The organism is Pedobacter jeongneungensis (genome assembly GCF_039538295.1).
GTDB lineage: Bacteria > Bacteroidota > Bacteroidia > Sphingobacteriales > Sphingobacteriaceae > Pedobacter > Pedobacter jeongneungensis.
Map to the genome: position 1 here is coordinate 47075 of NZ_BAABBY010000010.1, position 16028 is coordinate 63102.

Sequence of the window (16028 nt, forward strand, 5' to 3'; positions counted from 1 at the left end):
TAAACGAGCGTTAGCACTTGTTTAATCAACTTTTTTTACTTCTGTTTTTACTGATACGCCATTTTCATTTATGGCCTCTATGGCAAAATAATATGCTTTCTGGCTGTCCATTGCTTTAAACCAGTATTCGTTAAAATCGTGGATCATGATGCAGTTATACAGTTTATCCGGTGCTGTGCCATAGTAAAGGTTATAGGCAAAAGCATTGTCAACAGGCTCCCATTTGATGTAGGCGCTACGTTTGTCTTTTTCTGTTCTTAATACAATCAGGTTTTTCACTTTTGTGGGTTTTTCGCCATTTCCATTTCCGAAAACACGTAAACCACTAATGGCAAATTTTCCGGTAGGCATGTGGATGTTTACCATTTTGATAAACCTTGTTTTTACTGGTTTTTGGAGTTCGATGTAATCATGCGGAACATCCGTTTTATTCTGGCTTTTATCTATCAGGGTAGTCCATTTTTTACCATCTGTTGAGGAAAGGATTTTGTATTGGTGGTAAGTGCCTGTTTGTTTACCTAAAAATTCAGCATCCTGATCAGCATAATTGATTTGTATGGCATTAACCGTTGCCAGACTACCCAAATCAGTCTGGATCCATTCGCCGTTATTTGCTGTTTTGGCACTCCAGTAAGTTTTAATGCTTTCATCAACCGCATTATTGGCGTTGAAACTCCCTAATGTTGAAGAAACGGTTACCGGCTTTTTATAGTTGATGAGCATCCAGCCCGGACCCGCAGGCCCGCCCTCTTTTCTTTCTGAAGGTAAGTAAAGCGGATAATCGCCAAAGGCCGTATTGGTCCACATCACGTCGTCTTTATCAAAACCGGTAGGCCAGATGCCAATTCTACGCTCCCATGTATTTTTTACACAGATAATGCTGGTTGAAACATGCCAATAATTTTTGCTGTTATCCTGATAGGTAGCACCGTGACCTGCACCGCGCGAAAATCCACCACCTTTATAACTCAAAGGATCGGATTGTGGAACTGTAGGCGTATCGTAAAACAAAGGTTTATTACCTACAACCACACCATCAGAATAGCCACTAAATTCGGTTCCCGGGGCTCCGTACTGGAAATAATATTTGCCATTGTGTTTGGTCATCCATGCACCTTCGGCAAAAGGATCGAGGAAAGTATCATCCATATATTCGCCAAAACGCTGCCAGCCATAGCGCCAGCTTTGGAGCAGGTACATGGGCATACGCGTTCCTTTGGGCTTAAAAGTTTTGCGGTCTAATTCTACACCATACATAGGATAATTATTACTGCTTCCATTGTACATGTAAAACTTGCCATCATCATCGGTGAAAAATGCAGGATCCCAGCCGCCAATTTCCAAAGAATCGACTAACGGAAACCATTTATTGCCTTTAGGATCGGTGCTTCCCCATAGGGTAAAGTTTTTAGTATAGGTACTGCCAAAAACCACCATGGTATCGCCCACGATACCCACGCCAGGCGCACAAAGTTCATCCTGGGTTTTATTCCATGGACGAAGGAATTTCTTTTCGTGGAATTTCCAGTTCAGCATATCGGCACTGTGCCAGTAGCCCCATTGGTTGGTGCTGAAAAGGTAAAAATCGCCCTTATAATTAACGATAACCGGATCGGCTGTTGCCCGGTGTTTGCCCCATTGGGTAAATGATTCTATAGGGGTATAACCATAATCTATGTTGATGGGGTTGCAATAGGTTTTTTGCTGTGCATAAACCTTATAGGTAATGCAAAACAGAGGTATTATTAAAAATATTTTGAATAAATGTTTAGCCATTGGTAAAGTGTTAATTAAAAGATTTTAATCTGGGCACAGCTTTGGCAGCCAAGTGCCATTCCGCTTGCGCTCAATCCGGTAACATTGGATTGGTGTTCCCAGTAAATCCACATGTTGTGGGCGCCGCCTGTTGAGGTTAAGCCAACAGTATAAACATCAGAACCTTCAGGAATTTGCCCTAAAACAACTCCGTTTGGTGTATTTGGTGGGATAAAAAAATAATAAGCACCTCCACTTGTTGTGTTTTGAAGTGTTACATGTACGCCATCGCTGGTAGAATTTGTAGCCGTTACATTTACAGTATTAAATTTTGCTTTTTTATTGCTTTTTGTTGTTGCCGGTTTAGATTTTGGGATTGTTGTGAAACTTGAATGCACAAATGTGATCCCAATCATTGCTATTAGTATTAAAATTATTCTTTTCATGGTTCTGTAGATTTAATTTAAAATATATAGTGGCTAAACATTTATATACAGCTTAATATTATGGCTGAAACTGGAAATCCAATTTCTTTAAACCATTTTGAACATCTTTATTTCCCATAAATAACTTCCAAAGCAGGCCTGAACGGTAATTTTCAATCATCACTACCATTGGGCCCTGATCGATGCCCAGGTATCTTTTAGGGTACCAGTTATCCGTCTCAGAAAAGGCATCATAAAAACCATATTTGCCCCAAACTTTATCGCCAAGATCTTCGTAGAGATGTCTGATTACCTTCATCGATTCTTTTGGAGTGTATGGGATAGAAGAAATGGCTGCGGTGGGAGAGATCACGCCATAATCTTCCTGTAAGCTGTGGGCAGCATAACCTTTTACCGAATAACTGGCGGTTAAGCCCCAGCTATTTTCGCCATAGCCTTTAAATTTCTTAGGGTTGGCCACGCAGTAATCGTGTATGGCCAGGGTTTGGTTAACATTGTTTTGCCAATAATCGGCGTAGCGGTCTTTCAATCCCTTAGGATTTAAACCTAAATATGAATAATGTGCCCAGAATAATGGACCCACAGAATTTTTTGCGCCTTGATAATCTAATGGAATATGATGCCCATATAGATCGAAATCTGCTTTAATTGCGCCTCCTCTTGCCCAGCCTTCGTGGTAAACTTCGGCTGGTATGGTATGAGTAGGGGAGGAAGCTGCCATCACATACATGATTAAACATTCGTTATAGCCTTTTACCGGAAAGTTCATTTCCCAGTTGTATTCTGGCGACCAATGCCAGTATAATACATTTTGGCCGTTCCGGAACCAGTTAAAATCGATACCCTTCCAAAGGTCATCGGCTTTTTTTGCCAAAGCTTTTTCGGCTTCAGAACCATTTTTATAATACTCGTTGATGCAGATTAAAGCCTGTGCAACGAATGAGGTTTCCACTAAATCACCTCCGTTGTCTTTTTGTCCAAATGGACGTACTTTTCCTGTTTCGCCGTTTATCCAGTGCGACCATGCGCCATGGAACCGATCGGCTTTGGAAAGGAAATCCAATATTTTGTTTAAACGATCTAATCCTTCTTTTTTGCTTACATAATTCCTGTCAATGCCACTCAAAATAGCCATTAAACCAAAACCTGTTGCACCTGTAGCTACTGTGTTTTTATCATTTTCCGGATAAACATTATCTACATGGAAACGCTCCCTGCCTGCGCCAGAGGTTGGTTCGGCACCATCCCAAAAATATTGGAAGGTCTGTTTTTGAACCAGATCCAATAATTCGATATCGGAAAGGTTTTTTTTGATCGTTAAATCAGGAACGTAAGTGGTGTTTTTGCTTTTAGTACAAGCTGCAAAAAGCAGAAAAGGACACAAAATTGTTATCAGCAGGTAAGCAATTTTGCTTTGGACAATGTTTAACATAGTATCAGGGTAAGGAAAGAAAGGTTGCCAGGATTAACTGACAACCTTTATCAAAAGATGTATTAGTAACCGGGATTTTGTTTTAATAAACCACCGCTTAGATCAATTTCAGTTTGAGGAATTGGCCAAACTTCATTTTTATTAGCTTTCCAGCCTTTAGGACCAAATATGGCAAGTGCCCTACCTTGTCTGATTACATCGAAGTAACGATCGTTTTCCATAGCAAGTTCAACTTGTCTTTCTTTCCAGATCGCAATTCTTAGTGTTGATTGATCTGTAGTTGTAATATCAGGAAGAACTGTAGTACTTGCGCCTCTTGCTCTTTTTCTAACTCTATTTACAGATGTTAAGGCTTGTGCACTATTACCTAATTCATTTGCTGCCTCAGCATTCATTAATAAGATATCAGAAAATCTTAATACCCTGATGTTTTGTTGCGCGCCTTCATTAAATCCGGAAACCCTTGTATTAAAAGGAACGTACGATTTTTGGTTGTAACGTTCGTTAGGAACAGTGGTTGGAACAAGATCACCTTGTGGTGTAGTTTCTCCTCTGAATAAAATTGTTGCATCTTTTCTTGGATCACCAATCTCAAAAGCAGCCTCCAATTCTGCAGAAGGAGTGTTAAAGCCCCATCCCATTACTCCGGCAACACCCTGAACCTGGCTATACTGAGAATTTGATGCCGCAGCGTTGCTAGGTAATAATTCAGCCTGAACCTCAAAAAGTGATTCTACACTGTTTTCATTTGCTACTCTAAATCCTTTTTCAAAATCAGGGAATAAATCGTACCCTAAAGTCATTACCTGATTAGTGAGTGCCAATACATCTGCCCACTTTTTCTGGTACATAGCAACTTTAGCTTTCATACCCAAGGCAGCACCTTTAGTCGCTCTTCCTAAGTCAGTTGAAGGATAAGACTGAGGTAATACTGCAGCAGCTTCTGTTAGGTCCTTTTCGATTTGAGCATATACTACGGCTTTATCGCTTTGAGGAATGTTATACTCTGAGTTATCTTTAGGCACTGTAAGTCTTAACGGAACATTTCCGTAAGCCCTAACCAATCTGAAATAAGAGTATGCACGAATAAATTTAGCCTCAGCTAGAATTCTTGTTTTTAGTGATGCATCCATGCTGATGTTGGGCACATTATCTAACACCTGATTACAAAGACTTATATTTTGGTACTGACCTGTCCAAAATCCTTGTAAGCTACCTTGTGTAGCAGTTACAGTAAACTGATCGAATAAGTTGAAGAATGTAGCATCAGTTGGTGTGCTACCTTTATCAGCCTCATCAGATCCTGTACTTTCGATTGCAATTGCGTTAAATGCAACATTATCCCAACTTCTAAGTTGAGCATATATAGCATTCACACCTTTTATTGCATCATCTTGTGTTTTCCAGAAGGTAACAGATGGCTGCTGGCCTTGTGGAGGAACGTTTAAAAAGTCTTTTTTACATGACGATGTAAATAACATTGTGCTAAAAACTGTAACAACAATGCAAGACGGTAAATTTATATTTTTTTTCATTTTGATGTCGATTAGAAAGTTACGTTAACTCCGAAGTTATAAGTAGCGAATAAAGGATAAACGTTTGTATCAATTCCTGCATTCGTAGGAGCTCCGCCAACCTCAGGGCTGAAACCTTTATATCCAAAAATATTAACAGCATTTTGGGCATTTACGAATACTCTCAAACGTTGCATTTTCATTTTGTTACTAATTGCTTGTGGAAGTGAATATCCTAATTGAATATTTCTCAGTCTGATATAATCACCTTTTTCTACGTAAAATGAATTAGGTGCGTTATTCAGACCACTAGCTAAACTTGCAGATGCATAAGTGTTTGATGTTCCGGCACCATTCCAGCGGTTATTAATGAAATCTTTAGTATAGTTTTCATTACCGAAACGATTACTTAAGTTGGCGTTAAATACGTCAACATCGGCAACGCCTTGTATATCAAGTGTTAAGTCAAAGTTTTTATAAGCAAAGTTGGTATTTAATCCGTAAGTGAATTTAGGATTTGGATTTCCGAGAACAACTCTATCTCTCAAATCAATAATTCCATCTCCGTTAATATCAGCATATTTGAAATCGCCTTTTTTAAAGCCCGGCCAGGCGGCAGCTTCCGCATCTGTTTGGAAAACACCTTCTACCTGATACCCGAAGAACTCACCAATAGGACGATTGTTCACTGTTCTGGTAGAAAGGTATCCACTTGTAATACCAGCACCACCTCTGTAAATAGGGTTTGAACCTGAAGTTACATTTAGCACTTTGTTGTTATTGATACCAACATTACCGCTAATTGAGTAAGAAAATCCACTTTCAGTTTTATCAGCCCAGGTAGCTGAAAATTCAAATCCACGATTTTGAATATCTGCCTGGTTGGCAATTAAGGAACTGCTTGCTGTACCTAAGTTCCCCAATACTGGAATATCAAAAATGGCTTGTTCCGTTTTTCTGTTATAATAATCGGCTTCAACAGTTAACCTGTTGTTTAAAAATCCCATCTCTAAACCAACATCTGTACCCGAACTTCTTTCCCATAACAAGAAAGGGGGAACGATTGAACGTATGCTTGCTCCCGTATAAGGAAGGCCTCCAAAAATTGCAACTAATCCTGCAGATTGATCAACTGTTTGAGTTGACGGATTGAAAGGAACACCTGCGTTTCCAACTTTACCCCAGCTGCCTCTAAGTTTTAAATTGCTAAAGATCTTTTGATCTTTCATAAATTCTTCGTTAGAGATTACCCACCCAGCTCCGATTGAAGGAAAATTACCCCACAAATTGTCAGATCCGAAAAATTGTGATGCTCCATCTCTTCTGATTGAAGCATTTAATAAGTATTTGTTTTTATAGCTATAATTTACACGGGCAAAATAAGATGCAAATGTAGATAACTCGCCACTATCTGTAATATTTCTGCTTGCTGCATTACCCAGCGCCAAATATAAGTCGCCTTCTGACGTGTAAGGAACATTTAACGCATCTGCATTAATCGTGTACATTTTGTTCCGTTGAGCTGTTTGTCCAACCAGAACTGTCAGGCTATGGTCAGCCCATTTTTTATCATAAGTTAAAGTGTTTTCTATGATCCAGTTTCTGTTTTCAATACGATCAATATCTAACTTACTGTTGGTATTCTGCTGTGTATTACTGGCTTTGTAAACTGGAATATAACCCCGTACTTCTTCCTGACCGAAATCACCACCAAAACTGGTTTTAAAAGTGAAATCTTTTAGAAATTTTAATTCAGCGTATATATTACCTGTAACTTTATATTTGGTAGTTTGCTGATTGAAGAAATCCAAAGTTGCCTGTGGGTTCATATTACTTCCGTTACCTAAATTGAAAGCATTCGGATCTCCGTAACTTCCATCAGCATTAAATACCGGTACAACCGGAGATGCAGCGTATAGGGCTCTGAAAATGGTAGATGGAGCATCTTTAGATTTACTAGAAGTGGCTGTAACATTATATCCAATTTTTAATGGCTGGAAAATCTGATAATCGTTGGATAATCTTGCCGTATATCTTTTGTAATTATTGTTTTTAACAATTCCGTCCTGATCTAAATATCCTAATGATAAGTTATACGTAGATTTCTCACCTCCACCACTAATGGAAAGCTGGTGGTTAGTAACCATTGCTTCCCTTAAAACTACATCATACCAGTTGGTACCTTCTCCTAAATTGGTATTTGCAAATAAAGGTTGGGCACCTTGAAGAGCATAAGCTTCATTCACTGCAGTTGCGTATTCTGTAGCATTTGCCATCTCTACCTGATTGGTAACCTTTTGAAATCCAACTGTACCATTATAATTGATTACAGCATCGCCTTTCTTTCCTTTATTGGTAGTAACTAAAACCACACCATTTGCCGCTCTGATACCATAGATAGATTGAGCAGATGCATCTTTTAAAATGCTGATGTTAGCAATATCAGCGGGGTTTAAAAAGTTTATATCATCATACCAAACACCATCAACCACATATAAGGGCACACTTTTGCCATAAATTGTCCCGGTACCTCTAATTGTTATCGTTGGAGAACCACCTGGTGTACCTGTATTGGTAATAGATACACCCGCAACTTTACCTTGTAGTGCACCAACCGGGTTTACAGAAGCCTGTTTTGAAATATCCTCACCTTTTACCGATGCCACTGAACCTGTAACATCAATTTTTCTTTGTGTACCATAACCTACAACCACAACCTGCTCTAATTGCTGTGTTGATGATGCTAGTGATACATTAATAGTAGTCTGATTATTTACAGCCTGCTCTAGTGCTGTGTAGCCTACAAAGTTGAATACTAATGTGGCGTTGGCCGGCGCGCTAATGGAATAGTTGCCGTTTACATCTGTTTGTGTGCCACCCTGTGTGCCTTTAATTAAAATAGATACGCCTGGTAACGGAGTTTTGTCACCTCCATCAATTACCTTACCTTTTACGGTAATGTTTTGCGCTAATGCTACGTTAATTGTTAGCAAACAAAATGCAGCGAGAACAGAAATTCTTGTAAAGATTCTTTTCATGCTTTATTATAAATTTTAGTTTAATTGTTAGTTAAATGTGAGGTTGTTTTTGCTGATGTGCAAGTGTTTGTACCTCTACATTAATACATCATCTGGCTTTGTGGGGTATCTCATCTCATTAAACCAAATGCGATTTCAGCCCAAAAATGCAGTTTTTAGGATTTTAACATAATTTTAACACCTACACAAGTGTACAAATAACACTAAGTGTTTTGTGGGGCTCTGAAAACCATTATGAGAGGTAATGATGTAGTGCTAATTTTTTAATATTGGGCAAAAAAGCGGCAGATCGTTACTTTTTGTATCTTTAATTAGCGTAACTTTTGTTTGGTGCTTTAGCAAAAATAAAGGAAATGAAGTTGTGATTTTGGTTAGAGTTCCATCAAAAATTCTGTTAAATTTTTATCGTGTGGTACTTCGAGTTTTTTGCGTAAGCGGTACCTGCGGATCTCGACTCCGCGTAAACTGATGTTCAACAACGATGACATTTCTTTACTGCTCATGTTCATCCTGAGGTAGGCGCAAAGTTTTAAATCATTCGGAACGAGATCAGGGTGTTGTGCCTTTAATTTCTTAAAGAAACTTTCGTGCGCTTCATTAAAGCTGTTTTCGAACAGGTGCCAATCCCGCTCATCATTCATACCATCATTAATTACTTTCTGGATTTTGCGTGTTTGATCATCAGAAAGCTTTTTGCCATTCTCATCCTTTAATTTGGTGATTTCGTCACTCAGTTTTTGAAGCAGTTCATTCTTGTAAACCAGGGTCATAGCAGAATTGGCCAGTTCCCTGTTTTTTGAAGCCAGCTCGGCCTGTAGTTTTTCTGTTTGAAGCTTAATAATCTGCTTCTCGTTAGTTTCTGCTTCTTGTTTTAATATTTCTTCCTGCTCTGCCTGCAAACGGTCGCTTATTTTCTGACTGTCTCTCTGAAGTTTTCTTTCGTAAATTTTCTTACCCATAATCAGTACAATCACAAACAGAACTGCATAAAATAATAAAGCCCAGTTATTCAGGTACCAGGGACGCAAAATGGTAAACTTATAAACGGTTTCTTCGCTTACCGTACTGTCATCTATCTTTGCCCTGACCTTAAAAACATAGTTTCCTGCACTTAAATTGGTGAAATCTTTTTGTGAGGCATAACTCCAGTCAGACCAGGTGCGGGAGTAACCTTCCAGATAAATCTGGTATTTAACCTTCGCCTGCCGGTAATAGGGCATTGCGTAAGAAATGCGGATGTTGTTGCGGCTGTTCTGGATCTCTGTGGCTTCCTCACTGTTTCCGGCCTCGCTAATCAGGGTAAATTTATCGGTAATATCTTCTACACGCCTGATTAAAACGGAAGGAAGTTTTTGTTTCTGCTGGTTAAGTTGCGCAGTTGGATTATAAATGACGAAACCATCATCTACACTGATGAGATAGATGGAATTGCTGATGCGACTGATGTTCTCGTAGTATTGCACCATCCTGCCATCTAAGATGCTGAATTGATTTGAATCGATTTCAACCTTACCGGGCTCACTAAAATTTACCAGAGCCGTTTTACCATGGTTAATAAACCAGTATTTTTTGCCACCTGCATTAATAATTTTATTAGACGATTGGAACGAGCCAAGCTCCTTGTTTAATGCGGCATACTTGGTAAATTTATCACTTAGCTCGTCATAAGTATAAAAGCCCGCATCAGAAGAAAAAACGATTTTGTTCTCTAAATTAAATATATTGATGTTGTAATTGCCCGGTAAACCGTTCTTCTCATCGAAATATTTAACACTGGTTGCACTGTTGTAATTTGCGCTTAAACTCAATTTATATAAGCCTTTATAGGCATGCGCCACCCATATATCGCCTTTATTATCTTGCTCTACATATCTCGATGGCGCATCAAATCCCTCAATCTTGGTTACAAATTTTAGTCCCGAGCCGGGAGATTCCGTAAAGAGCGAAAGCCCTGTATAGGTGCCCTGAACAAGGTAATTTGGATTTGAATTTAGCTTTTTAATTGTCCATCCTCCGGCAGATCTTGACAGCCAGTTAATTTGATCGCCATTTACTTTAAATGTGCCGCTATTGTGACCGCAGATGAGTTCATTATCAATGATGGTCAGTTCCCACACCTGCCCCTGCGAATTAGGGATTAACCTGAAATTAAATGGTAAAAGATTATCTGGCGACCACTCGCTATAAAACAGGCCTTGATTGGTGCCCAGGTAAATTTTATTATTGAAAATAATGCTCGAATAAACCGTTCCAAATTGTCCTGTTTTGTCAAAATAGAAATACAGGGGAGAGTTAAGCTCTATTCTGTCGATTCCGTTATCTAACCCAGTCCATAAGTTTTGTTCGTTATCGGCATATAAACTTAAAACGGTATTGTTCTGTAATCCGCTCGATTTATTAATGCGCTGAACCACCCTTCCATTTTCATCAATAATAATCAAGCCGTTTAAAATAGTTCCATAAGCAAAGTATTTGCCCAATAAACTTACCCCATTGTTAAGCTGATAGGTTTTTAGATAACCATTTGCAGGTGTATTTAATGGTGTAAAATCTTTTCCATCATAAGTAAATAATCCGTTTTTGCTGGTGCCGATAATCAAACCATCTGTTTTATAGGGCAGGATAGAAAGAATACCTTCTTTGCCCAGTTTCTCACTATTCGGAATGTGGATTAGTTTGTTGCCAACCAGTTCGAATAGGCCTTTTTCCAATACTTCGATAAGATACCTGTTACGCACTTTATGCAAAAACAAAAAGGAAGATGGCGACTTAACCACTTCTATTTTATTGTTTTTGTAGATGAAGATTTTGGAGAACGACTGAAAAATTACCCGGTCCTGATCTACATAAATTTTCCAAACCTCATCATTAATTTTGATCCCTTTTGGTAACAGATTAATGAGTGAATTATAACTTAATTTGTTGCTTTTAATTGCCCAGAATCCAAATTCGCCAAAACCGCCGGTGTAAATTTTTCCTTTATTGTCGGTAGCAACAGATCTGACAATCTGCCGGTTAGGTAGCTGATATTTCTGCCAGTAACGCCCATCGAAAGTTAGAAGTCCTTCGGCATTGCCAAAATACATTACTCCATTTTTATCTTTTGTAATGCTCCAGTTTTGATTGCCGGACGAGTAAACAGATTTGGGATAATTTTCTATATAGGGTACACCAATGCTTTTAATTTCTGATGCATAGGAGCTTATAGTAAAACAAGATAGCAGTAATAGGAAACGAAAATAGTTTAGCATAAAATGGTTACTGGATAAAGCCATTATTACACAAAGTAAATGAAAAAATGTTTAAAACGGGCGAGAGTTTAATGTTGCTTTAGGGTTGATGGTTTTTTAGTTGATGGTTGATAGACAAATTGCTCAGACCAGTGATTAATGATTAGGTTAGCTTGTGGTTTGATGATTTCCTAGGGTTGATGGTTTTTTGTTCACGGTCAATAGCCAAATTGCTTAAGCAAATCGTTCATGACTTAGCGGTAAGTACTTGATTAGGCTGATTATACAATGCGGCTATCAGACCATCAACCATCAAACCAAATAGTAAAGGTTCAAAACCTAGTTTTATCCTACTTGCTTAAAAGACTGTTAACCATGAACCATTAAAAAAAATGACCTTTTTTAAAGCGAAGTCTTCAATTTTGATATCATTTTACAAAGCTGTTCGTATTCCATGTATAACCTTTTAAATTCAGGTTCGGTAATATAATTTCTTGATGCAGGCATAAAGAGACAGCTCACTACTTCTAACCCAGATCGGACAGAATAAGTTAGAAATCTTTTGAACTCAGCTTTTGACTGACCCATGCAACCTTCAGCAATATTAAGGTTTACTGAGTCTGCTGCTTTTTTAATTTGATTGGAGAGACTGAATAGCTCTATCCGCGGGAAGTTTTTAGCAATAATGTCTATTTCGTTACTGAGATTGAGTGAAATCTGCCAAACTTTTAATTCTTCAAATTTGAAAGCCATAATATTGAATTTTAAATGAATATAATCATCTCCTTCAATATTATGGCTTAGAATTACTCGAATTTTTGCTAAGTTAAATTACTATTTGTTATTACTATCAAACCATTAACCATGAACCAATAGTATGATGGCTATAAGCTATCAACAATCAAACCATTGACCATCAACCAACAGGCAATAAGCGGAGCTACCCTTTCACCGCCACCGGCTGCGGAACCTTTACATAATAACCCGTGCCATCATAAGGACGTTTGCGCGGATTAGTAGTGCAAGCCGTTGAGCAACATCCCTGAAGTTCGTTGCCACAATCATCGCATTGGGTAATGTGCTCATTGCACTCAGGATTGGCACAGTTGATCATTTTTGGAGTGGTTTTGCCACAGTTATAACAAACGGAAACAATGGTAGGATTTACCTCATTTACATCAACCGCAATACGGTTGTCGAAAACATAACATTTGCCTTCAAAATCCTTTCCACCAGCTTCCTTTCCGTATTTAATAATGCCACCATGCAATTGGTACACATCGTTAAAGCCATGATGCAACAATAGGGCAGATGCCTTTTCGCATTTAATCCCACCGGTGCAATAGGTTAATATTTTTTTGTCTTTATACTGGGCAAGCTGGTTAATCTGCTCGGGGAAATCACGGAAATTCTCAATATCAAGTGTTACTGCATTCTTAAATTTACCCAGATTATGTTCATAATTAGAACGCACATCGAGGATTATGACATCCTCATCATCTTTCATTTTCATGAAATCAACCGGCTCTAAATGTTTCCCTGTTTTTTCGTTCGGATTAATAATTGAAGTATCCCTTAAGCCTGAATGTACAATTTCAGATTTATAACGGCAGTGCATTTTCAGGAAAGAAGGTTCCTCAACATCATCAATCTTGAATTCTGTTTTGGCAAATCTTTCATCGGCATGTACGGCTTCCATATAAGCTTTGCAGGCTTCAGCAGTACCAGAAACAGTTCCGTTTAAGCCTTCATCAGCAACGATAATACGGCCAACTAAACCTAATGATTTACAAAATTTAAGGTGATCGGCAGCAAATTGTTCTGCCTCTGCTATGTAACTATAGCAATAGTAAAGTAGTGTCTGATATTTTTTCATAACGCTGTTGATACCGTTGCAAACGGCGTTTAAAGCGGGGCAAAGATACGGGAATTATGTAAGATGTGAAAATGTAATATGTAAAATGGAAGATGTAATATGGATGATGTACTTCCGGCATCGATATGATATCAGACGTTATCCTTCCTAGAAATGTAAAATTGGAAAATGTAAAATGGATAATGGATAAGGTAATGCTAGCCATTATCCATCTTACATCAAACATCATCCATCTTAAAAGCCGTAAGATATCCTGAATCCCTGCGTTAACTTGGTGCCGCCATCATAAGCGAAGCCATAGCTTGCCCTTAATACCAGGCGTTGGATACCAAAATAAAATTCTTTGTAGTTTCTTTTTTCGGGAGAAGATAAATAACCTCCGCCGATAAATTCTTCCAGCTTCGCTTTACGCAATAATGGAACTTTATTCATAAAGAAACCGGCAAAATTATGCTCCAGGTGCGCTTCGAAGTATTGCTGGTTGGTGCTAAACTGATAAAAGTCTAAATATTGAAACTTCCTTAAATTTGGAGGGAAAATGGTAGAAATGTTACCTGCAAAATGTTTAAAGTCAGGATAATACATGTTTTTATTGTTCAGGAACTTGCCAACACCAGCTAAAAACGAAGTATAACCCCACAGGCCTAATCCGATTCTGTCCTGAGAAACCTCAAGTTTTACAAAATCATAATCAACATCGCTGTTTAGTACACCATTAAACCCTTTTTTATACAATACCGTAATTTTAGGAAATTTCGATTCGGTGTAAAATTTGCCATCAGGACGGGTAATGTATTGCTGTCCGAAGGTATAGGTTAAGCTTGCCGTTGCACTTAAAGAATTATAAGTAGGGAAAAGCGGTGTTTCTACCGTAGGTGTAAACGGGTTGTTCGAAGTAAACTCCCTGTCTTTTGCATCGATAAATTTAAAATCGGTATTATTTGTAAGGGTTTTGTTTCTGCTATAATCTACACTTATACTGCCTTGCAGACCTGATGCCAGCTCGCGGGTAGTGTTGATATTCACAAAGCTTTTTTCATAAAACTTCGCGAAGTTTTTTTCATAAAACAACGAGTTGATCGAATTTCCCAAGGTTGTCATTGAGCCCAGGTTGTTCAAATCGAAAATTCCGTTTCCGAATGATGCTCCTACACTGGCACGTTTAAGCGGATTGTAATAATAGCTTCCGGTTAAACTTCCGGTGAGTTTTTGGTTGGCGAAACCGTACCTCAGTTCCGGGCGGATAGAATAAGATCTTCTGTTCTCAAACTCTTTTCTATAGGTAACACCATATTTAACAGCGAAACCTTCTACTGTATTATAAAATATAGCCCTGAGAACCGGGTCGAACGACCAGTATTCCTTATCATATCTGTCGTTAATGCTATAGCCATGTAACAGCAATTTGCCTATACCGAATTTATTGTTGTCTTTTTCCAACGAATCGAGGTACTTTTTCGACTCCTTCAACTTCGCAACACTATCCTTTTTAACGTAATTGATTTTTTCATCCTCAGTTAAAGGGATAGGCCTGTTATTTTTCCAGTAAACAGAATCTTTCTTGTTTACCATTTCGGTTATTTTTAATATTTCCCCATTAAAAAAGTTATTCGGGAACTTAGGGTCGAGGTTATAATTGCTGTAAATACCTACAAAATAACCGGCAATTTTAAAGCCCAGTACATTACCTGCAAATTGAAAATTGATAGAAGTAGGCATGTACACTTCATTAACTTTAGTAAATTGCTGACTAATGTTCAGCGTATCGATAAAGTTAATTCCTGAATTTTTAGTGAGGTACACATCTGTATTGTAAATTCTCCAGCTGTCATTAACAATGTAAATAATTCCCCTGAATACCGGGTCGTTTTCGCGGCGCGGAATTACTTCTATTTTGTGGATGGTTTCTCCATTTTCCTTGCTTTCGCCAAGTAACTTGTATTTGTAATAAAAAAGGGCATTATCTGCAATTGGAGAAATAAAACCTCTGGCGCTCAGTTTATTTTCGAGTAAATAATTATCGTAAAAATTAATAATCAGATCTGATGCCTTGTTAAAACTGAAGGCATTATTTCTGCCCGCAACTTTTGATGAAATCATTTCTTCATGCACATCATTAGGTCGTCTGAAATTAAATTTACTCTGCGATTCTGATAAATAAATAATGCCTTTCCGGTTGGTATCAAGTTCTAAAACTTTCTGGATATCCCGCCCGAAAAACTTTTTAGGAGCCCCTTTTAATCGCTGTACACCTTTAATGTACACATCGCAACTGAAAGCATTAACCTCATTTAAATGCGTTTTCCTTTGCTTAATGGCATTACGGATAATGGCATAAGCCGGATCTTCGGCATTTGCCCTGATATTTACATTTTCTAAAGTATAGCTTTCTGCTGTTAACGTTACATTGAGTGAAAGATCTGCCGATATGTTAACAATATGCTCTTGTTGTTTGTAACCAACTGCCCTAAAGCTTAAGGTGTGTTCTCCTTTCTTAAGTTTTATTGAATATTTCCCATCAACATTTGCAGAAGTACCGGTAGTGGTGCCTTTTAAATAAACTGAAGTGAAGGGTACAGGTTGCCCGTTCGTATCCTTAACTATGCCTGTGGCTGTGAAATGTTGAGCAAAAGCAAAATTAGTGAGGCCGCAAAACAACAGGAGTGCGCAAATTCTTATCATACGTAGATTAGTAAGCTATAAATATCGAATAACTTTTAACACTATACATATAGCG

General features: G+C 38.2%; 9 protein-coding genes. All 9 read right to left on the bottom strand.

What is annotated here, in order from left to right:
• Positions 1–21: 21 nt before the first annotated feature.
• The 9 genes from ABD769_RS19345 to ABD769_RS19385 all read right to left on the bottom strand — a co-directional run bounded on the left by ABD769_RS19345 (position 22) and on the right by ABD769_RS19385 (position 15973).
• The gene (locus ABD769_RS19345; RefSeq protein WP_344853004.1) at positions 22–1776 is read right to left on the bottom strand and encodes a discoidin domain-containing protein; all 1755 of its coding nucleotides are present in this window, start codon (positions 1774–1776) and stop codon (positions 22–24) included.
• Positions 1777–1790: 14 nt separating this feature from the next.
• Positions 1791–2171 (bottom strand): hypothetical protein, encoded by a 381-nt coding sequence (locus tag ABD769_RS19350; protein ID WP_344853005.1) that lies wholly within the window; start codon positions 2169–2171, stop codon positions 1791–1793.
• Between the two features lie 88 nt (positions 2172–2259).
• Positions 2260–3633, bottom strand: a complete 1374-nt coding sequence (locus ABD769_RS19355) for a glucoamylase family protein (RefSeq protein WP_344853006.1) — start codon at positions 3631–3633, stop codon at positions 2260–2262.
• 62 nt (positions 3634–3695) lie between these two features.
• On the bottom strand, positions 3696–5168 hold the full coding sequence (locus ABD769_RS19360) for a RagB/SusD family nutrient uptake outer membrane protein (protein ID WP_344853007.1): 1473 nt from the start codon (positions 5166–5168) through the stop codon (positions 3696–3698).
• A gap of 11 nt (positions 5169–5179) precedes the next feature.
• Positions 5180–8185, bottom strand: a complete 3006-nt coding sequence (locus ABD769_RS19365) for a SusC/RagA family TonB-linked outer membrane protein (RefSeq protein WP_344853008.1) — start codon at positions 8183–8185, stop codon at positions 5180–5182.
• A gap of 371 nt (positions 8186–8556) precedes the next feature.
• Positions 8557–11436, bottom strand: a complete 2880-nt coding sequence (locus ABD769_RS19370; protein WP_344853009.1) for a ligand-binding sensor domain-containing protein — start codon at positions 11434–11436, stop codon at positions 8557–8559.
• 381 nt (positions 11437–11817) lie between these two features.
• Positions 11818–12168 carry a four helix bundle protein gene (locus ABD769_RS19375; protein WP_344853010.1) on the bottom strand — a complete coding sequence of 117 codons (351 nt, stop codon included), beginning with the start codon at positions 12166–12168 and terminating at the stop codon, positions 11818–11820.
• 187 nt (positions 12169–12355) lie between these two features.
• On the bottom strand, positions 12356–13291 hold the full coding sequence (trhO, locus tag ABD769_RS19380) for an oxygen-dependent tRNA uridine(34) hydroxylase TrhO (RefSeq protein ID WP_344853011.1): 936 nt from the start codon (positions 13289–13291) through the stop codon (positions 12356–12358).
• Between the two features lie 234 nt (positions 13292–13525).
• Entirely contained in the window at positions 13526–15973 is a 2448-nt protein-coding gene (locus tag ABD769_RS19385; protein ID WP_344853012.1) for a DUF5686 and carboxypeptidase regulatory-like domain-containing protein, read from the bottom strand.
• Positions 15974–16028 lie beyond the last annotated feature (55 nt).